15 protein-coding genes and 2 pseudogenes are annotated in these 20,495 nt (G+C 64.4%); 6 read left to right on the top strand and 11 right to left on the bottom strand.

Annotated features, from left to right (window positions below; genetic code table 11):
* Positions 1-80: 80 nt before the first annotated feature.
* A complete protein-coding gene (locus BLIN9172_RS06535) occupies positions 81-1,106 on the bottom strand; it encodes an ATP-grasp domain-containing protein (protein ID WP_101554324.1) in 1,026 nt (341 codons plus the stop codon).
* 121 nt (positions 1,107-1,227) lie between these two features.
* Between BLIN9172_RS06535 and BLIN9172_RS06530 the strand changes: the two genes are divergently transcribed.
* The 4 genes from BLIN9172_RS06530 to BLIN9172_RS06515 all read left to right on the top strand — a co-directional run bounded on the left by BLIN9172_RS06530 (position 1,228) and on the right by BLIN9172_RS06515 (position 5,413).
* Complete coding sequence (locus tag BLIN9172_RS06530; protein ID WP_101554323.1) at positions 1,228-1,590, top strand: VOC family protein; 363 nt, start codon at positions 1,228-1,230, stop codon at positions 1,588-1,590.
* 47 nt (positions 1,591-1,637) lie between these two features.
* Positions 1,638-2,234 (top strand): HutD family protein, encoded by a 597-nt coding sequence (locus BLIN9172_RS06525; RefSeq protein WP_101554322.1) that lies wholly within the window; start codon positions 1,638-1,640, stop codon positions 2,232-2,234.
* Between the two features lie 171 nt (positions 2,235-2,405).
* Positions 2,406-3,701, top strand: a complete 1,296-nt coding sequence (locus BLIN9172_RS06520) for a hypothetical protein (protein ID WP_101554321.1) — start codon at positions 2,406-2,408, stop codon at positions 3,699-3,701.
* Positions 3,702-3,934: 233 nt separating this feature from the next.
* Positions 3,935-5,413, top strand: coding sequence for a catalase (locus BLIN9172_RS06515; protein WP_101554320.1), 1,479 nt, complete (start codon positions 3,935-3,937; stop codon positions 5,411-5,413).
* Between the two features lie 164 nt (positions 5,414-5,577).
* Here BLIN9172_RS06515 and BLIN9172_RS06510 read toward each other — a convergent pair whose 3' ends face one another.
* On the bottom strand, positions 5,578-7,512 hold the full coding sequence (locus BLIN9172_RS06510) for an aconitate hydratase (protein ID WP_101554319.1): 1,935 nt from the start codon (positions 7,510-7,512) through the stop codon (positions 5,578-5,580).
* Between the two features lie 135 nt (positions 7,513-7,647).
* On the opposite strand from BLIN9172_RS06510, the gene BLIN9172_RS06505 reads away from it, so the two are divergent.
* Complete coding sequence (locus BLIN9172_RS06505; RefSeq protein WP_101554318.1) at positions 7,648-8,493, top strand: DNA-formamidopyrimidine glycosylase family protein; 846 nt, start codon at positions 7,648-7,650, stop codon at positions 8,491-8,493.
* A gap of 140 nt (positions 8,494-8,633) precedes the next feature.
* Entirely contained in the window at positions 8,634-9,584 is a 951-nt protein-coding gene (locus BLIN9172_RS06500; RefSeq protein WP_101554317.1) for an aldo/keto reductase, read from the top strand.
* A gap of 81 nt (positions 9,585-9,665) precedes the next feature.
* On the opposite strand, the gene BLIN9172_RS06495 is transcribed toward BLIN9172_RS06500, so the two are convergent.
* From BLIN9172_RS06495 to BLIN9172_RS06455, 9 genes and pseudogenes are all read right to left on the bottom strand, one after another.
* Positions 9,666-10,901 carry a threonine/serine exporter family protein gene (locus tag BLIN9172_RS06495; RefSeq protein WP_101554316.1) on the bottom strand — a complete coding sequence of 412 codons (1,236 nt, stop codon included), beginning with the start codon at positions 10,899-10,901 and terminating at the stop codon, positions 9,666-9,668.
* Between the two features lie 128 nt (positions 10,902-11,029).
* A pseudogene (locus tag BLIN9172_RS06490) lies at positions 11,030-12,524 on the bottom strand (GMC family oxidoreductase).
* A gap of 96 nt (positions 12,525-12,620) precedes the next feature.
* Complete coding sequence (locus tag BLIN9172_RS06485) at positions 12,621-13,898, bottom strand: MFS transporter (protein WP_240812137.1); 1,278 nt, start codon at positions 13,896-13,898, stop codon at positions 12,621-12,623.
* Between the two features lie 134 nt (positions 13,899-14,032).
* A pseudogene (locus tag BLIN9172_RS06480) lies at positions 14,033-14,653 on the bottom strand (copper amine oxidase); the annotation flags it as partial.
* 31 nt (positions 14,654-14,684) lie between these two features.
* On the bottom strand, positions 14,685-16,991 hold the full coding sequence (locus BLIN9172_RS06475; protein ID WP_101554315.1) for an arylsulfatase: 2,307 nt from the start codon (positions 16,989-16,991) through the stop codon (positions 14,685-14,687).
* A 63-nt stretch (positions 16,992-17,054) separates the two neighbouring features.
* On the bottom strand, positions 17,055-17,867 hold the full coding sequence (locus BLIN9172_RS06470) for an ABC transporter ATP-binding protein (protein ID WP_101554314.1): 813 nt from the start codon (positions 17,865-17,867) through the stop codon (positions 17,055-17,057).
* Positions 17,864-18,511, bottom strand: coding sequence for an ABC transporter permease (locus BLIN9172_RS06465; RefSeq protein ID WP_240812138.1), 648 nt, complete (start codon positions 18,509-18,511; stop codon positions 17,864-17,866). Before BLIN9172_RS06465 ends, BLIN9172_RS06470 begins: the two co-directional genes overlap by 4 nt.
* Positions 18,512-18,699: 188 nt before the next feature.
* The gene (locus BLIN9172_RS06460) at positions 18,700-19,476 is read right to left on the bottom strand and encodes an ABC transporter permease (protein WP_101554312.1); all 777 of its coding nucleotides are present in this window, start codon (positions 19,474-19,476) and stop codon (positions 18,700-18,702) included.
* Positions 19,473-20,480, bottom strand: a complete 1,008-nt coding sequence (locus tag BLIN9172_RS06455) for an ABC transporter substrate-binding protein (protein WP_101554311.1) — start codon at positions 20,478-20,480, stop codon at positions 19,473-19,475. The genes BLIN9172_RS06460 and BLIN9172_RS06455 overlap by 4 nt, the downstream gene beginning before the upstream one ends.
* Between the last annotated feature and the right edge of the window lie 15 nt (positions 20,481-20,495).

Raw genomic sequence — 20,495 nt, 5'->3', positions numbered from 1 at the left:
GAGGGCAATGAGCGCACGATGCCCCGGCCGGACTGCGCGGAGCTCAGCCAGCAGGTGTCGTAGGACCGTGTCCCGGGACCTCACCGGGCTGCGGGCCCGGCGGGGGATACCGACTGCGGGGCCGCCTCGGCGAGGGTGTCGGACACATACTGCGCGATCCGGTCAACGGCGGGCTGCCGGCCGGCCGACAGTTCGGCGGACTCGACCGACGGGTTGTAGTTCGTGTTCGTATTGATGTCGTAGACGACCTGCCGGCCGTCGGCGGTTTCGATGAACTCGATGCCGGCGATCTCGATGCCGAGACCTGAGAGCAGCGTCTCGAGGCGCGCGATGAGCGGGGTTGCGGCCGTGACGTCGTTTCGACGGGCGAACTGGGGAACCTCCCCGACGTTCGGGCCGGCCCCGGCGCCGGGGACCTCGCAGGCATCGGCCGGGCACAGTTCGAACGATCCGCCGGAGACGTCGACGCGGACCGCATAGTGGAAACGTCCGCCGATGAACTCGGCGCGGGTGATGAACGGCTGAGCCGGCTGCACATATTCCTGGATGAGCGTGATGCCGTCGATCGGCGCATTCGTGCCACCGGGCGCGAACTCATCGGCGACGGCCTCGAGCTCGGCGTGGGAATCGAAACGGCGCACACCGAGGCCCTTGCCGCCCTGATTGTGCTTGGTGATGAACGGGGGAGTGAAGCCGGCAGCCGCCTCGACGAGCGCCCGCGATCCGAACGCGGCCGCGGTGCGCGGCACGTCGAAGCCCTGGCCGGCCAGCTCGCGATGCTGTCGGATCTTGCTTACCTCGAGCTCGTAGACGTCGCGACCGTTGATGACTCGGCGGCCGGCGGCAGCGAGCCAGTCAAGGACCGCTCGCCCGTACTCCTTGACGTGCGGATCGGTTCGGGTGTGCGCCGACGCTGACAGCCGCGACCAGAACAGACCTTCTGGCGGTTCGGCGGCAAGATCGATCGTGGTCTCGGGCAGCAGCCATTCGACATGGGCGACGCCGAGGCGGTCGAGCGCATCCGTGAACGGAGCGATCCATTCCGGATTGTCGTGGATGATGTAGACCGCCGGATCACCGGTGACGGGCAGGGCATGAGAACTCATCGCGAACCTTCACTATGGGGAGCCGATGCGGACTGCGGACGCATCGGCGGATCTGCTCAACAATCCTACGCCCCGGTGTCCAGGCCTTCGTCGTGTCAGTGCGGCGGCGTAGACTCGGGACATGGCTATCGCAAAGCAGCCCGTTGCCGTGCTCGACGCCCCCGACGCCGGTGAACTCGCGGAGTTCTACGGCAAACTCCTGGATTGGTCTGTCACCGTCGACGAGGACGGCACCTGGGCAGAAGTCGTCTCCAACTCCTGGCCGCCGATCTGCATCCAACAGGTCGAGGACTATCACGCACCCAGCTGGCCCGGTCAGGCCCACCCGCAGCAGATGCACCTCGACGTCATGGTCGACGATCTCGACGTCGCGGAGGAAGCCGTGCTCGAGATCGGGGCAGGCAAAGCCCCCGAACAGCCGGGAGAGACGTTCCGAGTGTTCCTCGACCCGGCCGGTCACCCGTTCTGCCTGTGCAAGGGATGACCGCACCATCACCGAGGCGGCCCCACCTGCGCACGGTGGGCTGAGTCATGCGCGCGCTCGCCTCCTTCGCCGACCGTGATCCCGTCCCGTGGGCCAACGGCGGCGGTCAGACCACTGAGCTCGTCTCCCTGGCCGACTCAGTGCGGCTGACTCCTGAGCTTCGTCCTTGGCGGCTGAGCATCGCCCGGCTCTCGCGTGTGGGCCCATTCTCGGCGTTGCCCGGAATGGCCCGCACCTTCCTTCCCACCGCCGAGGTGACACTCGACATCGACGGGCACGTGCACTCGGTGCCCGCGCTCCACCCAGAGCGCTTTCACGGACGTCAGGCCGTCAGCCTCGTCGGCATGGCGGAACCGTGTTTCGCCGTCAATCTCATGATCGCCGACGAGGACACAGGCAGCACCGGCTGTGACGCCGCAACCGAATCGGGCAACTCGGGCCAGGATTCCGAGTCTGCCTCCGGTGAGCTGCAGATGAGCATCGGCGAACCGGTCCCCACCGACGGATCCCGGTTCGTGCTCACTCTCGAATCCGGCGCTGAGCACCCTCGTTTTCAACTCTTCGAACTCGAACCGGGTGAGGCTATTCCAGACGAGATTCCGGTGGCCGTTCTTCTCTCCGGAAGTGTCGACACGCACATCTGAGAAGTCCGTGAGAACCGATTGTCCTCGAGGTCACATTCTTGCGTATCGCCCCAGGTGGCGGCCCCGATTTCGAGCATGTCCATCAGGTCTTTCTCAGCTTCCAACGTGAAGTGTCAGGATGCCTGAACGTGGGAGTCCGAGAATGGTTGCACGCCGGATTTTGGAGGAACTTTGACGGTAGGCAACAGTGGCACGAACGAGCAACACGAGCACAACGATGAAACTCATCTGCCGGAGCATTCCCAGACGCTGCCGCTGATCACCGAAGAGATCGTCAGCTCTCACCCGGCCCCGGCGACCGAACCCACCGAACACGTCGTCACCAAGGTGATGCCGCCCAATCCGATCCGCCACGATGGTGGGGCCACACAACAGCAGACTCAGACGGCGGCCTCCCCGACCGCCGTGGACGAAGCGGCAGAGACGGTCGAAGACAAAAAGGCTGAGGAGAAGTCCTCGGAAGGCCGGATCTCCGCCACTCAGCTGCTTGCGGGTGCAGGCGCCGCGGCGACCTCGTCGATCATCGGCGGTCAGCTCGGTGTCGCCGGCACGGTCGTAGGCGCCGGAGTCGCGAGCATCGTCACTGCCCTGGCGGTCACCCTCTATGGCCGCAGCCTCGACAAGGGCAAAGAGAAGATCCAAGAAGTCGGGTCCAAACTCGCTCCGGCAGTCAAAGCGAAGATCGCGAAGCACCCCTCCGGAAAGAACACTGCCGTCGATCCCTCGCTCGTCGAGGATTCCGCCTTCGCCCCGCCGGAACCCACAGCGGGCAATGCGAACGTGATGGCCGCCTCGGCGCCGGATGAAGGGAAGTCCGAGGCCGGGGACGGTGATGGCAGCGAAACCGAGAGCGGAGCCCGCACCTGGTGGCAGAAGCTGCGCCGCAAGCGGGTCCTCTATCCGCTGACGATCGGCGTTGCCGCCTTCGGGATCGGACTCGGCGCGGTCGTCGTGGCCGAGAACTTCACCGAAGCCGATATCTCACCGGGCACATCGCAGATCTCACGATCGGTGACCGGGCAGTCGACGAACGACGAATCCGTCACCGACGACGGGACCTCGGATTCCGGAACGGGAGGGGACGAATCGTCGAGCGGATCCGGGTCGGGCACCGACGGCGGCCAGGGCCCTGCGAACAGCGGATCGAGCACGCAGAACGGTCAGTCCACCTCGGCGGGGGAGACCGGCACCGAGGGTGCGACAGAGGGCCAGAGCTCACAGGGCTCGGAGACGACGACGGGCACGAGTGACTCCACCGGCGACTCGACGACCACGGACGGGACCGATGCGAGCAGCGGTTCCACCTCGACCGACGGCACCGGCAGCACCGGGGACACCAGCGGCGGCACGAGCGGCAGCACAGGCTCCGGATCCAGCTCGGATGGTTCGGGCAGCGGCTCGTCGGGTTCGGGCGGATCCGGAACCGGCGTCTCCGGTGGTGGACCGGCCGCCTCGGCGGAGGGGTGAGTCTGACACGTCGAAGACGGGAATTTAGACAGCCCGGCCTTGGTTGTATGAAGTAGAGAACACCGCTAGGTTGAAATTAACTCCGACAGTGTTCTGCCGAAGTCGGGATATCGAGACTGGGCGAACGGCGCTGAGCCGACCGATCAGCTGCACCGCTGGGAACCGCATCTCACCGGTGGCCGTGATCGCGGCTGAGTGACGCCGCCAGAAATCAAACGGTTGAAGGAGATATTATGACGCAACATACAGATCATGAATATGCTGGCCACGACAGTACGAAGGCAACGACCACCGAGTCCGGTGCGCCGCGGGAATCCGATGCTCACTCGCTGAGTGTGGGCGCGAACGGGCCGCTGATGCTCCACGACGTGGCTCTGGTCGAGAAGCTTGCTCGCTTCGACCGTGAGCGAGTTCCCGAGCGCAGCCCCCACGCAAAGGGGTCCGGCGCATTCGGCGAGCTCGAAGTCACCGAAGACGTCTCCAAGTACACGAAGGCCGACTTCCTGCAGCCGGGCAAGAAGACCCCGATGCTCGCCCGCTTCTCCACCGTCGCCGGTGAACTAGGCTCGCCCGACTCCTGGCGCGACGTGCGCGGATTCGCGCTGAAGTTCTACACCGAAGAGGGCAACTTCGACATGGTGGGCAACAACACCCCCGTGTTCTTCGTCCGCGATCCCATGAAGTTCCCCGACTTCATTCACTCGCAGAAGCGCCTGCCCGACTCCGGTCTGCGCAGCAACAACATGCAGTGGGACTTCTGGTCGCTCTCGCCCGAGTCGGCTCACCAGGTCTCCTACCTCATGGGACCCCGCGGCCTGCCCAAGAGCTGGCGCCACATGAACGGCTACTCCTCGCACACCTACATGTGGGTCAACGCCGAGGGCGAGAAGTTCTGGGTCCAGTACCACTTCCATACCGACCAGGGTGTGGAGAACATGAGCAACGAGGAAGCCGGTCGGATGGCGGGCGAGGATGCGGACATGCATCGCCGCGACCTGTTCGATGCCATCGATCGCGGCGACTACCCGTCCTGGACCTTCAGCGTGCAGATCATGCCGTACGAAGAGGCCAAGGACTACCGCTTCAACCCGTTCGACCTGACCAAGATCTGGTCGAAGAAGGACTACCCGCTCATCAAGGTCGGCAAGTTCACCCTCAACGAGAACCCCTCGAACCACTTCGCACAGATCGAGCAGGCTGCGTTCAGCCCCTCGAACACCGTGCCGGGAACGGGGCTTTCGCCGGACAAGATGCTGCTGGGCCGCGTGTTCTCCTACCCAGATGCACAGCGCAACCGCATCGGCACGAACTTCAACCAGCTGCCGGTCAACGCTCCTGTCACGAAGACGAACTCGTACGACAAGGAAGGCCAGATGCAGTACCACCACTCGGGTAATGCACCGGTCTACGCCCCGAACTCGTACGGACGCTCCTACCAGGACGAGCAGGGCCCGGTCGACAACGGCTGGGAGGCCGACGGCGAGCTGGTGCGCAGCGCCTACAGCCTTCACGCCGAGGACGACGACTTCGGCCAGGCACACACCCTGGTCCGCGAGGTCTACAGCGAGGAAGAGCGCCAGGGTCTCATCGAGACCGTCGCGGGCGCACTCTCCGACGGAGTCGAAGAGCCGGTGCTGTCGAACGCGATCCAGTACTGGAAGAACATCGACGCCGAGGTCGGCGCGGCTATCGAGGCCAAAGTCAAGGGCTGAAGCAGCCTGAGATCGTGAGTGCCTGAGAGCTCGCACGAGACGGCGGCCCGGAACCTCCATTTCGAGGGGGATCCCGGGCCGCCTTCTCTTTTCCAATTGCTACCCGACGGCGGCTCAGCAACCTCGCGCGAGGTTGCTGAGCCGCCGTCGGGTAGTTCGTGGAGTCAACTGAGGTGGGCGGCTCGTTGGGCGATGCGACCGCCGGCGAGAACCATCTCGACCTGACGGGGCGATAGACCATGGCGGAATTCGAACTTCCGTCCGGCCGCCTCGGCGGTGATCGTCGTCCCCGCACCGAGCTCATCGCGCAGACCGCGGAACTCAAGCACATCTCCCTCGGACAATGACTCGTAGTCGGCCTCGTTGGTGAACTCCAGGGCGAGGACGCCGAAGTTCGCGAGGTTCTGCCAATGGATCCGTGCCAGCGATTTCGCCACCACGACCCGCAGGCCGAGATAACGCGGAGCGATGACCGCATGCTCACGTGAGGATCCCTGACCGTAGTTCTCTCCACCGACGATCGCATGCCCGCCGTCGTGCTCGGCGGCGCGGGTGGCATAGGTGCCATCGACCTGGATAAAGACGAACTCGGAGATCTTCGGGATGTTCGACCGGTATGGCAGAACGCGGGATCCGGCGGGCATGATCTCGTCGGTGGAGACGTTGTCGCCGACCTTGAGTAGGACCTCCAGATCGATATCATCGGGCAGCGGCTCGAAGTTCGGCAGGGTGGAGATGTTCGATCCCTTGACGAGTTCGACGCCTCGGGCTTCCTCCGGTTCCAGCGGCGGGACGAGCATCTTGCGGTTCGCGGAGTACTTCTCCGGAAGCCGCACCTGGGGGTAGTCCATGTCGAGGTCGCGGGGGTCGGTGATCTTCCCGGTCAGTGCGGCAGCAACCGCGGTCTCCGGCGAGCACAGCCACACGGAGTCCTCATCGGTGCCGGAACGGCCGGGGAAGTTCCGCGGCATGGTGCGCAGACTGTTGCGCCCGACCGCCGGGGCTTGCCCCATGCCGATGCAGCCCATGCAGCCGGACTGGTGGATCCTGGCACCGGACCCCACCAGCGAGGTCAGCCATCCGCCGGCGATGAGGTCGGCGAGGACCTCACGGGATGTGGGGTTGATGTCGAGTGAGATCTGCGGATGGATCTGTCGGCCGGCAAGTGTTTCGGCGACGACGGCGAAATCCCGCAGTCCCGGGTTCGCCGAGGAGCCGACGACGACTTGGAAGACGTCGTCACCGGCGACCTCGCGCACCGGAGTGACATTGCCCGGCGACGAGGGAGCGGCGATGAGTGGTTCGAGCTGGGAGAGGTCGATGGAGTCGTGGAGGTCGTACTGCGCGCCTGCATCGGCTTCGATTCGGGTGAAGTCCTCGCCCCGGTCGCTGGCTTCGAGGAAGTCCCGGACCGCGTCGTCAGCGGGGAATACCGTGGCCGTGGCTCCGAGCTCGGCGCCCATGTTCGCGATCACGTGCCGGTCCATGGCGGTGAGGTTCTTGAGGCCTTCGCCGTGGTATTCGATGATCTTTCCGACCCCGCCCTTGACGCCGTGACGGCGCAGCATCTCGAGGATGACGTCCTTGGCCGAGACCCACGGCGGCAGCGTGCCGGTGAGCTCGACGCCCATGACCTGGGGTGCGCTGATGTAGAGGGGTTCGCCGACCATGGACATCGCGATTTCGAGACCGCCGACGCCGATGGCCAGCATTCCCAAGGCGCCGGCCGCGCAGGTGTGGGAGTCGGAGCCGATGAGGGTGGCACCCGGTTTGCCGAACCGCGACTGGTGGACCGGGTGGGAGACGCCGTTGCCGGCGGGGGAGAACCAGAGGCCGAATCGCTGCGCGGCAGAGCGCAGGAACATGTGGTCTTCCGGGTTCTTCTCATCGGTCTGCAGAAGGTTGTGATCGACGTACTGGACAGAGGTCTCCGTGCGGATCCGGTCGATGCCCAGCGCCTCGAGCTCGAGCATCACCAGCGTTCCCGTCGCGTCCTGAGTCAGCGTCTGATCGATGCGGACCCCGATCTCATTTCCGGGCTCAAGCGTCCCGGATTCCAGATGTGAGCCGATGAGCTTCTGAGCGACGTTCTCAGCCATTGTCACCCTCCTTAAGAAGTGGTCGAATTGCTGGTGGTGCACGCTCTCACGTGGTCTGTCCACGTTAGCTCTCGTGCAGGGAACTCACAAGAGCGGTGTGGTGCCTCCTCGCGCGCAGGGGCGCATACTGGGCCCATGCCGGAATTGCCCGAGGTCGACGCACTTGTTTCGTTCCTGCGCTCGAAAGTCGTCGGTGACTTCATCACCCGGGCCGACGTCGGCGAACTGAGCATCCTCAAGACGGCCGATCCGCCGTTGGAGGCGATCAGCGGGTTGGAGATCAGCGGGGTCTCCCGGGTCGGCAAGGCCCTCATCGTCGAGTTCGACGGACTCGACCTGGTCTGCCGTTTCGCCCGCGCTGGCTGGCTGGTCTGGCATGAGGACGTGCCCGCCGGCCCCGTCAAGATGGGCAAGGGACCGCTGGGCCTGCGCATCCACCTGGCCTCCGGCGCCGGCTTCGACCTGAGCGAAGCGGGAACGAAGAAGAACGCTTCGGTGTCCCTCGTGAGCGACCGCACCGAGGTGCCCGCCATCGGCAACGCCGGACCCGATGCGCTGACCATCGACGAGGACCAGTTCGCGGCGGCACTCGCTGACTCGACCTCACGGATCAAGACCGTGCTCGAGGATCAGCAGCTCATCGCCGGCATCGGCAACGCCTACTCCGACGAGATCCTCCATGCGGCCAAGCTCTCTCCCTTCGCACCGGCCAGCGGTGTCGATGCTCCTGCACTGCTGGAGACGATGCGCAAGGTCCTCGGCCAGGCTAGAGACTCCCTCATCGATCTGCCTCCGGCGAAGGTCAAGGCGGCGAAGAAACGCGGACTGCAGGTCCACGGCCGGGCTGGCGAGACCTGCCCGGTGTGCGGTTCGACCATCGCGGAGGTCTCCTATGCTGACAAGTCCCTGCAATACTGCCCCGGTTGCCAGACGGGCGAGAAGAAACTGAGCGACCGCAGAATGGACAGGCTGCTCAAATAGTCGGGTGCTCGAACAGCCGACCTCACCGATGCTCGAAATTTTCCTGCCGGGCCCGTCGTTGCACCAGGCAGGCGAGCACGTGCCAACCACCGCGTGAACCGCCGTCCGAAATTCTCAGGCCGCCCAGACACAGGAGCATCATGACGCAGCAGGTACACATCCCCGGCACCGACCTGACCATCTTCCCCATCAACCTGGGCACGAACACCTTCGGCTGGACCGCTGACGAAGCCAGATCACATGCCGTTCTCGACGCCTTCGTCGCCGCGGGAGGCAACTTCCTCGACACCGCCGAGTCCTACCCGGCGTGGGTGCCGGGCAACACAGGCCACGAGTCCGAGACCATCATCGGCACGTGGCTCGCCGCCCGCGACATCCGCGACCAGGTCGTCATCGCCACGAAGGTCGGCGACCATCCCGACCACACGACGCAGGATCCCGAATATATCCGCACCGCCATCGACGCTTCCCTCGAACGTCTCCAGACCGATCACGTCGACGTCTACTACGCCCACCGTGATGATGAGGTGACCCCCATCGCCGAGGTGGCCCGAGTCTTCGACGAGATCGTGAGCGCCGGTAAGGCCCGGTACGTCGCCGTGTCCAACTATTCGAAGGACAGGCTCGCCGAATGGCTGGCCGTGGCCAAGCGGGAGAACCTCGCCGAGCCCGTGGCGATCCAGCCCCAGTACAGTCTCGTCAGCCGCCGCGACTACGAGGTCGAGCTTCAGCCGTTGGCGCAGGAGCACCACCTCGGCGTCTTCACCTACTTCAGCCTGGCTGCCGGATTCCTCACCGGCAAATATCGCACCGAGGCCGATCTGGAGGGCGCGAGCCGAGGCGGCATGGTCAAGGGGTACTTCAACGCCGAGGGCCTCAAGGTCGTCGATGAGCTGGTCGCGGTCGCCGAAGCCCACGACGCGGCACCGGCCACGGTCGCGCTCGCCTGGCTGCTGGCCAAGGGCGTGAGCGCCCCGATCGTCTCGGCGCGCGCGCCGGAACAACTCGATGCCCTCATGGCGGCCCCGGATCTCGAACTCAGTCCCGAGGAAATCGTGCGCCTCGATCAGGCTTCGGAGCCCTTCGCCTGAACAGAAGCGGTCCCGGCCGGTGCCGCCAGACGGTTGTCCCGGCCGACCGACGATGATCCGACCCTGCCGACCAGGAGTGTGTCAGGCGACGATCTCGTCCCGCGGTTCGACGGAATGGGCGATCGCGGCACCGATGACCGTGCCGATGGCGATGGAGAAGAACGTCGCGCCCGCGGCGAGCAGACTGCCCGCAACCCCGCTGCCGTCGCCGAACTCGAGCTGCGAGGCGTTGAGCAGGCCGAACGAACCGGGTGCGACAACGAGGAATGCGGGAACGAAGCTGATGCGCCAGATCGGTCCACGCGGCAGGCGGGAGAGGATGACGGCCACGAGTGAGGCGGTCAGCGCCCCGGCGAGACCGCCCACGGCGGCACCGAACTCGGCTCCGACGCCCAGCTGGGCCAGTGCGGCCGCCGCGATTGTGAGAACGATCGGCACGGTGTGTTCGAGTGGGGTGTAGAGGTAGATGATGAGGCCGATGGTGGCGGCGAGGACGCCGAGGGCGGAGAGCTGCCAGGTCGAATCGGCGAGCTGAGAGTTCCGCAGGGCCTGAGCTCCGGTACCGGTGATCGCTGCCGCACCAGCGACTCCCGCGATGAACATCGCCAGCTGCACTGTGGCCGAGACGAGCCGTGAACTGCCAGCCGAGAGTGCTCCGGCTGAGATCTCTGTCAGACCGGTGACCACGGCACTGCCCGGGAGCAGCAGCGCGAGAGTTGCGATGATCGTGCGCAGGGGACTCTCCAGCCAGTCGAGTCGGTAGCCGATGAGCACGATGACGGAGACGATGAATGCCGAACTCACCGGCAGCAGCGGATTGAGTTTGGGCCAGCGACCGTTGAGGGCGAGGATGCCGGCGACGATGAGCGAGCCGAAGGCTGCGAAGGCCAGATTGACCAGTCCGGGTTCGAGCAGCAGGCACAGCCCGATGCCGATGGGGACGGCGCCGAGCTGGGAGAGCCAACCGGGCCAGCGCGGCGGTGCAGCGTGGACCTGGGATTCGATCATTCGTGTGGCTGCGTAGACCGTAAGCCTGCGGGCGCGCAGGGCGTCAACGATGTCGAGCAGCTTCGCCGTCTGATCGAATCGCAGGTCAGGGCCGATGCGTTCGAACTTTGTGGAGTCTCCGGAACCGGAGGTGAGGAACAGGCCACGGGGAAGAGCAGCGACACGGAGTCTGCTGATGCCCAGGGTGCGTGCGAGACCAGACAGAGCGTCCTCGACGTCGACGGAGGAGATCCCGCTCGCGAGGAGCCCGGCCCCGATGGTGACCAGCAGCTGCTGCGTGGCCACAGGTGAATCGGTGTCCTCGTTCACTCACACACCCTCTCGCTCGCAGGCCGGCCGACAAAATCGAAGACTACCAGCCCTCAACTGCTACCTGACGGCGGCCCAGCAACCTGGCGCCAGGTAGCTGGGCCGCCGTCAGGTAGCAGTTGGGTAGGTCAGGGGGTGGTGATTCCCTCGAGTGGGGAGCCGACGAGGACGGCGGCAGCGCGTTCGGCGATCATAATCGTCGGGGCGTTCGTGTTGCCGGTGGGTATCTGCGGCATGATCGAGGCGTCGGCGATGCACAGACCTTCCAACCCATGGACCTTGAACGTGGACGGGTCGACGACGGATGTCTCGTCCTGTCCCATCCGGCACGTGCCGACCTGGTGGTGGTAGGTCACGACCGAGCCGCGCACATAGTCTTCGAGCTCGTCGTCGCTGACCTCGGGACCGGGAAAGATCTCGGTGGGCTGCCAGCGTGACAGGGCCTCGGCGCGTCCGATCTCACGGCACTGCCTGACCGAGGCCACGAGGGCGTCGACATCGGCCTGTTCGGACAGGACGTTCGGGTTGACCAGGCTCGGGTCCTGCGGGTTCGGTCCGCTCAGCGTGACCTCGCCGCGACTGGCCGGTCGGACGAGACCGCCCTGCAGGGTGAAGCCGTTGACCGGTCCCGACTGCACATTCGGTGCGGAATCCTGGGCATACATCGGTACCGAGAAGAACAGGGGCTGGGTGTCGGGGACCGGAAGGTCCGGGTCGGATTTCGCGAACAGATGCACCTCGGCGGGGGCGACCTCACCCATCGGCACTGGCTGGGATCCGGTGGTGAAGATGACCGGGGAGAGCCAGTGATCCTGCAGGTTCTTGCCTACGCCTGGCAGGTCGTGGACGGGATCGATGTCGACCTCGCACAGTTCGTCGGCGGGGCCGATCCCGCTGCGCATGAGCAGTTCCGGTGAGGCCAGGGCCCCAGATGTGAGGATGACTTCGTGGGCCGACAGTGTCCCCACCCGTCCGCGGAAGTCGACCTCGACGCCCGTGACCTGCTTGTCATCGATGAGGAGACGTCGAGCATGCGTCGAGGTCAGGATCGTGAGATTCCCATCGCCGAGGCGGGGTTTGAGGTATGCCCGCCACGTGTTCAGCCGTTTGCCGTCGCGGACGTTGAGTTGGATCCGGGAGATGCCTTCGACGCTGCCGGAGTTATAGTCCGGGTTGTAGGTCAGGCCGGTCTGCTCACCGGCTGTCCGTGATCTCACCGTCATAGTTCTCGATGGCTTTGAACACGGACAGAACCTCGTCCCAGGACCAGCCGGGGCAGCCTGATTGAACCCACTGCTCGTAGTCCCAGGCGTCGCCGCGGACCCAGATGACGGCGTTGAGGGCATTGGAGCCGCCCAGGACTTTGCCGCGCGGCAGGTGGATCTTACGATTCATCGCACCCGGCTGCGGGGTCGTGTAATAGTCCCAGTCCTGGGCCGAATGCCACAGCAGACCCAAGGTGTTCAGGTGGTCGATGTTCGGGTTCGTCTCGTCCCCACCGGCCTCGATGAGGCACACTTTCTTGCCTGCGTCGATGAGCCGGCGAGCGATGACGCACCCGGAGGATCCGGCTCCGACGACCACATAGTCGAAGTGTTCGGTGGGAAGTTCGGTGACATTCATGACGCCAGACTAGTGACCTGCTTCACTGTCCGGTAAGGGAGCGGGGTGGGACTCTGCGCGCAGACGCAAGCGAAGTCCTCAGCCGTGCACGCAAGGTCAATTGGGTGCCTGTGGGCAGGGGGAGTGCTCCACCCTCTCAATCTGCGACGTCGACGATTTCGGCTTCCTGCGGCGAGCCCGTGCGTCGACGAAACTGAGAACCAGGACCACTAGGCAGAAGCCTGTGATCGTCGCAGCGGCAATTCCCACTGCTGTACCCAGCGTGCTGGCCGTGGCGAGTGCGCCCATGCCGATCGCGGTGGCGGCCTGCAGGGTATAGGCGACCAGGTAGAGCAGGGACAGCGTCGAGCCACGGTGGCGCACCGGCGCAGCTTGGTTGATCACACCCAGCCCGCCTGTGAATGTGAACGAGTAGGCCACCCCGCCCACGATGCACCAGGCAAGAAAGAGTCCGATCGAGCCGAACGTCGCTGCTGCGGCCATGAGAGCCAGGCTGACGATCGTCGTGAGTGTTCCGACCAGCAGCGAAACGTGCGGCCGGAGACGGGAGAGGAACAGGCCGGTGACACCGATGGTCGCCGAGGAGCATCCCAGCAGCAGTCCTGCCAGTGCTGCGTCGGAGGTGCCGGCGAACTGGCCGATCATGTGTGCCCCCAGCGAGAGGAAGATCGCTCCTGCACAGTAGGCCAGTGCCACCGACAGGGTCGCGATCGAGAAGCTCAAGCGCAGTTCGGGAAGAAGGCGCGGAGCTTGAGGTCGCCATCTGTGTGTGTGGGTGGGGCGGTCGTGAGGGGTCAGGGCAAGTGTGATCATGGCGATGACGGTCAGTGTCAGCAGGAGAATGTAGCTCCAGAACAGGGGCATGGGTGCGAAGCGAGCCAACACGCCGCTGAAGACGAGGGCCAGGGTGAGCCCGGCGGCGGTCGACACGGTCGCCAGAGAACTGGCGAGTCTGGAATTGCCCGTCGTGTTGTTTTCGACCAATGACGCCGTCGCGGCGCCCATCGCCAGCCCCGAACCCGCACCCTGGAGCACGCGGCCCAGAAACAGGAACGCGACATTCGGAGCGATGGCGAAGACGATGGCAGACGCCGCGATCAGAGCCACGCCCCAGATCATCACGAGACGTCGCCCGAACTGATCGGAGAGGTTGCCGAACAGCGGGAGAACGACGATCAGCGCGAGCTGGTAGGACGCGAACACCAGAGTCACGACCGCCGAGCTCAGTTCCCACTTCTGAGCGTAGATCGGGTAGAGAACACTCGGCGCCCCACTTGACCACAGCACAAGCGCCAGCACCGAGGCAGAGGTCCAGAACGCTCCAGTCCTGCCGAATCTGCGCAGCGAGGGCATCAGCGCTCGGAGCCGGGGCACGAGCACGGAGTTCGTCCGCGCTTCTCGAGGGAAAGGGCCGTCATGCGAGTGCTCCTGATCAGACTGGGCGGTTGTGCTCTGCTACCAGTTGTATCAGCACTTCGGCGAGAGCCTTCCCTCGCTGCCGGGGTGTCTCATTCCTCGCAGCAGTCTCCGTGCCCTCCCGACGCCGGTGCCGGGACATCGAGGACGGGGGAGCGATCGAAGAATCCTTCCGGCCGCAGCTTGAATCCGACCGTGTCCACAGGCATGATCGGCCAGTCCTCGACCCGCGGGAAGTGCGTGAGACCGAAGCTGTGCCACACGACGATGTCCTCACCGTTGACGTTGCGATCGGCGGCAGTCCACGCCGGCAGACCCGCATGCCCGGGGTGCTGGTTCGGGAAATCACCGGTCGGGTAGCGCTCGTCCTGGTGATACTGCGAGACCCACAGCGCCTTCGACGCGAACGTCGCCCGACGGTGGATCGAGGAGTCCTCTGCCGCGAGCAGAGTCGGCAGTCCCGTTGGATGGAGTTTGTATCCGACGGGTTCGCCGAGGCGGTTGAGAGACTCCGGGTTCGACACCACCCAGGTCCTGGCCACCGACTGGTCCGCATCCCGCTGAGCCTGCTGCTCAGTGCCGAGAATGGTGCGCTTGCGGCTGAAGGCGTTGCCGCGCGGGTTGGTCTCCGAGGTCGGCAGGCGCACGACGTCCTCTTCCTCGACGCGGCACTTGCCGCCGTCGAGTGCGAAGTCGAGGCGTGCCCCGAATAACAGACGCGACACACTACTAGGTATTCAAGTCTCAGTCGGCCAGATTTTTAAGCGGTGCTGTCAGCTCGGCGATACGTGTCGGATTATGAGGAGAGACTGCACCCGGGACATAAGTCACGCTGTGCAGCCTGCCGTGCTCGAACCAGTGTGCCCCGTATTCTTCGTACAGATCCCAGTCCACAGGTGAGCCGTAGTCGTAGCCCACGCTGATCCCGGTGAAGGGCGCCATTCCGAAGAGCATGGGAACCTCATCGACTCGTGCCAACTCAGTTCGGGACTCTGTGAGACTGAGAGTCCACCGTAGGTACTCTGTCTCGGCGAACTCCAGGCGCAGCTGGTGGACCCCAGGGGCGAGCCTCTTCCCTTCTGCACAGCACATCTTCCCGTAGGCGTTATAGCTGATCATCGGTCGTCCCGCAGCCAATCTCAGGAGGTACCCTCCGCCTTGGTCGCCGTGGGCGACTACCACGCCGGAGGTCTCCGAGGTTGTTTCGACCCGGACGTCGATGTGAAATGACCTGAGGACTGTGAGCTTCGACGAGCGGAATCGCTCCAGCGCAGTTTCGTATGGCCGCAGGACCACTCGATGTGTCAGCGAGTTCTCGGTCTGCGGCCGAGTGGTGAGCAGACTGCCGTCATCGTCGAGGGGGAAGACGTTGTTTTTCCAGGCCTGAGCATGCCAATCCTTTGACATCCGGGAGACATCAGAGGGATTGTCCGCTGCGAGGTCCTCAGTCTCGGTGGGGTCGGTGGAGAGGTCGTAGAGCTCCCACTTTCCACCGGCGGCGCCTTGCGACCTGAGCGGAGGCGTGGGTGAGACCAGCTTGAGGTTCTCTTCGATCATGCCGCGCCTGCCCACGCACTCGAAATATTGGCTACTTCTGCCGCCTTGGGTTTCGTCGGTGAACGCCTCTGCTCTGCTCTGACCATCCATCGATTCGGCGACGGTGCCGTGCCGTGTGCTCAGTGGCTCCACCCCGGTGAGTTCAAGAATGGTCGGTGCCAGATCCGACACGAAGACGAATTGATCTCTGAGCCCGGGCCGAAGGTGCTCCGGGGCATCCGGCCACGACACGATGAGCGGTGAGTGCACTCCGCCTTCATAGGTTGTGGATTTGAACGATCGGTACGGAGTGTTCGAAACTCGTGCCCACCCTGTCGGATACTGGCTGAACGCACGGGCGGTGCCGATGCGCTCGGGGGCCCGAGGCACATCGGTGACCCAGTCGTCGGGGAGCCTGTCAAGACCACCGAATTGGGCGAAGTAGCTTCGAGTCCCGCGCGGGCCGCCCTCTGCACTGCCGCCGTTGTCGCTGGCGATGAGGACAATTGTATTGTCGGCGTCTCCGTTCTCCTCGAGACGGTCGATGAGTCTGCCGACAGATTGGTCGACTTCGCTGACTGAGGCGGCGTAGACCTCCATGTGGCGAGCGAAGAGGGCCCTGTCATCTGCGCTGAGTGACTCCCAGGCGGGGATCTGGTCGGACTCGTTGAACTCAGGTCCCGGCAGCCGGGCATCATCGGGGATGATCCCGAGCTCTCTCTGCCGGGTGAAGCGCTTCTCTCGCAGCACAGTCCACCCTGCTGCGTACTTTCCCTCGAACTTCGCGATATCGACATCTTTGGCTTGGATCGGACCATGGACGGCGGTATGGGCGTAGTAGAGGAAGAAAGGTTTGTCGGCATCGTTGGACCGCAGACGGGTGATCATGTTGAGAGCTTCCTCGGTGAGTTCGTCGGTAAGGAAGTATCCTGCCGGGAACTCTTTGCGGTCGATGACCGAATTGTCGCGAATCAGACGGTGTGGGTGGTGCAGTGAGGTGAATCCGTCCATTGGGCCGAAATAGCTGTCGAAACCGCGCTGCAGTGGCCACGACGATTTATTTGCCGCATCATGAAGCCTCGAATCGAGCGTCAGGTGCCACTTTCCCACCATGAACGTGGCATAGCCTGCGGCACGCAGGGATTCGGCCAAGGTGGGTGCATTGTCGGGGATCTCGCAGGTGAAGCCTGGATAGCCGGGATCAGCGTGGGCGACGAAACCGAAGCCGGCTCGGTGCGGGTTGAGCCCGGTCATGAGCGAGGCACGCGAGGGAGAGCACATCGGAGCTGTCCGATAGTTGGTGAAGGTCCACCCGGTGTCGGCTAGTCGGTCGATATTCGGGGTCTCGATCTCACTTCCGTAAGGCCCCAGATCGCTGAAGCCGAGGTCATCGACGAGCATGACGATGACGTTGGGTGCTCCCTTGTCGGCGCGAGGCTTCTGTGGCCAGTGTGGCATCGACTCCGATGTGAATTCGCCGATATGTCCTTCGAATCCGGCGGGGCGCTCTTTCATGATGTGTACTTCCTGTCGGTTCTTGACACTGCGGTCTTGTCGCCATACACATCGACGGTCATCTCAGCCCGCCTTTCGGATGAGTTCGAAGACCTTGCTTCGCAGCTCGGCGAACTGCGGTAGTGCCCGGGTGGTGAGCTGGTCGCGTGGCTGTTCGAAGTCGACAGTGATGATCTCAGTGACCTTCGCGGGTCGTTGACCGAGCACGATGACACGGTTGGAAAGGTAGACCGACTCGTCGATGTCGTGGGTGACCACGAGAATCGTCATGTCGAATTGCTCGCGGATGCGCAGGCACAGGTCCTCGAGCTCGAACCGTGTCTGTGCGTCGACTGAAGCGAAAGGTTCGTCCATGATAAGCACCTCGGGGCGGTAGGCGACGGCGCGGGCGATTGCGACGCGCTGTTGCATTCCGCCCGACAGCTGCCAGGGGTACTTCTGCGCGGCATCGCCCATCCCCACGGCTTCGAGTGATGATGTCACCCGCTGTCTGCGCTCTTCGGCGGGCAGGTGCAGATGCTTGAGCGGCAGCTTGACGTTATGTTCCACCGATAGCCACGGCATAAGCGAACGCGTGTATTCCTGGAACACGAGCGCGAGCTCTTCCGGTGGCCCGTCGATGACGTTGCCGTCGATCATCGCCTGCCCTGAGGTGATCGGCTGCAGCCCGGCGAGGCACTTGAGCAGGGTCGTCTTGCCGATGCCTGAGGGCCCCACGATGCAGGCGATCTCGCCCTGCCGCAGGTCGAAGGTGAGGTCCTCGATGACTGGGACGTCACCCTTCTTCGTCGTGTAGGACTTCTTCAGCGCTGAGACTTCGAGGCGAACCGGACGGTCGATGACGGGGGCCGTGGTACTTGTGTGGATGTGTGTCATAGCTGTCGCTCCTGTTGCTGGGCGGCGATGTACCAGCGGAGGATACGTCGCCGAAAGAGGTCGAAGAGGAAAGTGGCTAGATAGCCGAAGATGCCGAGCAGGATGATGCCTGCCCACATATCGGCGATTGCGAAGGTTTGCTGCGCCAGAAGGGTCTTGGCTCCGAGGCCGGTCGACGAACCGAGCATCTCACTGGCGATCATAACCACGAACGCGGCGATGAGGCTGACCTGCATGCCGGAGAGGATTCGCGGTGCTGCTGCCGGCAGGGTGACCTGGAACAGACGTTCGGACCAGGTCAGGCGGTAGACCTTGCTGACCATGTCGAGGGTCTCGTCGTTGGCCCGTACACCGTCGATCGTCGAGATGAGAACCGGGAACAGCGCAGCGACGGTGATCGCGAGGATTCGCGTTTCGTTGCCGAACCCGAGCAGTGAGACAAAGATCGGCACGAGCGCCACCGGCGGGATGGCTCGGAAGAAGTGGATGGCGGGTTCGAGCAGCCAGGACAGAAATCGCATGGTGCCCAGGACCAGCCCCAACAGTACGCCGAGGAAGGACGCGATGACGAAGGAGGCGACGAGGTTGGCCAGCGAACTGCCGATGTCGATGAGGAACTCGGATGTCTGGGTCAGCTGCCACAACCTGATGAGGATCTTCTGCAGCGGCGGGAAGAAGATGTTCGTCGACCCCGTCGAGACTATCCACCACAGAGCGATGAGAACGAGAGGGACACCTACCTCGGCGACGATCAGCAGCCACCGGGGGCTGTGGGCCGATCACTGGTGGCGGGCCTGCCGGGTGCGTGAACGAGTCGGCTTGAGAATGGTCATCACGGGTTCTCCTTCCGGAACTGCGGATGCCAGTGGAGGACGCGTCGCTCGATGAGCGAACTGACTCCCTGGAAGGCGAGGCCGAGGAGGCCGAGGATGAGGACGTAGGCGAACAGCTCGGGTTGGTTGCCCGCCAGCTGTGCCTGCAGCAGGCTCTGCCCTAGGCCCGGCCCACCGCCGAGGAGACCGGCGACGACCGCGACGATCAGGGACGTCGGTGCGGCCACGCGCACGGCGGTGCCGATGTAGGCGAGTGCACTCGGCAGGACGATGCGGGCAAGCACCTCGGCGCGAGCCATTCCGAAGGTCTCACCGGTGGCCTTGCGCACGGGGTCGGTGTCGAAGACTCCGGCCGATGTCTGGACGGCGATGGCGATCGCACCCCCGATGACGACGAGGAAGATCCCCATGATCGGAGTGGGGCCGAGGACGAGGACGAGGATGGGCAGGACGACGATCGGGGGAATCGGTTTGAGGAATTCGACGACGACACGAGTCGCGTGCATGATCAGCGGTGACGAGCCGATCGCAACACCCAAGGCCACGCCGATGACGATGGCGATGAGCAGACCGAGGACCGCAATGACGAGCGTGTCGAGGGCTGAGAGCCACAGGTCGACGGTGGTGAGGAGCCGGAACATCGCGGCGATCGCTTCCCCGGCCGAGGGCATCGGCGAATCCGCGAGCGGGCCGACCTTCGAGGCCAGCTGCCATGCTCCGAATGCGAGCACCACGCCGAGGCTGCCGATGAGGACGCGTTTGAGGGCCGTGCTCATTGTCGGCCACCTCCTTTGAGGACCGAGCTGAGATCGACCGGCTCCGTGAGGATGTCGAGGCCGACGAGTTTCTCGTTCACTCTGCTCAGGTCCTGACGACTGATGGCTTCAGGCCAGTAGGGGATCGTGACCTCGTCGAGGGACAACCCGGATTTCGTGTAATCGATGCCGGCCTGTGTGGCCTCCTCGGGATGGTCGTTGGCGTAGGCATTCGAACGTTCGATGGCGCGCTTGAAACCGTCGATGGTCTCGGGCTTGTCCCGGTAAGTCTCGGTGCCGACCGTCCACATGCCTACAGCCGAGGGGCCGAAGAAGTTGAACGAGGGAGCGACGAGGAAATTCGCCCCTTCGGCCTTCGCCTTCGAAGTGAAGGGATTGACGAGGGCTGCTGCATCGACCTGACTCTGTTTGAGTGCCGCAGTCGCCGAGGTGAAGTCGAGAACGACCCAGTTGATGGACTCGGGGTCGACTCCGGCCTCGCGGAGAGCATCCACGACGGTGACTTCGAGCTGAGCTTTGCGCGCCGGTACGGAGATCGTCTTGCCGGCGAGATCGGTCAGGGATTCGATTCCGCTGTCCGGGGCGGCGAACAGCGCGGTGTCGTCGAAGCTCTCGGGGTCGGCGGCAGCCTGCTGCTCAGGGCCGAAGCCGTCGGCACCGGCGACGACGCCGATGGGCATGTGGCGGCCCAGCGCGGTGAGGATTGAGATGCTCGGCGAATAGGCGACATCGACCTGCCCGCTCTGCGCGGCGGCCAGGCCGGCCGGTGGGTTCTTGACCAGGGAGGTTCGGATCTCGATGCCCTCTTCGGCGAAGAAGCCCTTCTTCATTCCGGTGACCAGCGAACCGTCGCTGGTCAGTCCGATGGTCGAGACCTTGAGCAGGTCGAGGCTCTGCGCACCACCGCGGGCATCTTCGAATGAACACGCGCTCAATGTCGTCGTCAGTACGGCTGCTGAGGCAAGTGAGGCGAGCACCCGTCTTAGGGGTACGTGTTCGAGCATGCGCGACTCCTTCGT

The sequence above is a fragment of the Brevibacterium linens ATCC 9172 genome, assembly GCF_900169165.1.
GTDB classification, from domain to species: domain Bacteria; phylum Actinomycetota; class Actinomycetes; order Actinomycetales; family Brevibacteriaceae; genus Brevibacterium; species Brevibacterium linens.
This window is presented reverse-complemented; position numbering and strand designations above follow the sequence as displayed.

Bases quoted from the DNA above. Each gene is read 5' to 3' on its own strand.
- BLIN9172_RS06535 (WP_101554324.1), bottom strand. From the start codon at position 1,106: ATGAGTTCTCATGCCCTGCCCGTCACCGGTGATCCGGCGGTCTACATC.
- BLIN9172_RS06530 (WP_101554323.1), top strand. From the start codon at position 1,228: ATGGCTATCGCAAAGCAGCCCGTTGCCGTGCTCGACGCCCCCGACGCC.
- BLIN9172_RS06525 (WP_101554322.1), top strand. From the start codon at position 1,638: ATGCGCGCGCTCGCCTCCTTCGCCGACCGTGATCCCGTCCCGTGGGCC.
- BLIN9172_RS06515 (WP_101554320.1), top strand. From the start codon at position 3,935: ATGACGCAACATACAGATCATGAATATGCTGGCCACGACAGTACGAAG.
- BLIN9172_RS06510 (WP_101554319.1), bottom strand. From the start codon at position 7,512: ATGGCTGAGAACGTCGCTCAGAAGCTCATCGGCTCACATCTGGAATCC.
- BLIN9172_RS06505 (WP_101554318.1), top strand. From the start codon at position 7,648: ATGCCGGAATTGCCCGAGGTCGACGCACTTGTTTCGTTCCTGCGCTCG.
- BLIN9172_RS06500 (WP_101554317.1), top strand. From the start codon at position 8,634: ATGACGCAGCAGGTACACATCCCCGGCACCGACCTGACCATCTTCCCC.
- BLIN9172_RS06475 (WP_101554315.1), bottom strand. From the start codon at position 16,991: ATGAAAGAGCGCCCCGCCGGATTCGAAGGACATATCGGCGAATTCACA.
- BLIN9172_RS06470 (WP_101554314.1), bottom strand. From the start codon at position 17,867: ATGACACACATCCACACAAGTACCACGGCCCCCGTCATCGACCGTCCG.
- BLIN9172_RS06460 (WP_101554312.1), bottom strand. From the start codon at position 19,476: ATGAGCACGGCCCTCAAACGCGTCCTCATCGGCAGCCTCGGCGTGGTG.
- BLIN9172_RS06455 (WP_101554311.1), bottom strand. From the start codon at position 20,480: ATGCTCGAACACGTACCCCTAAGACGGGTGCTCGCCTCACTTGCCTCA.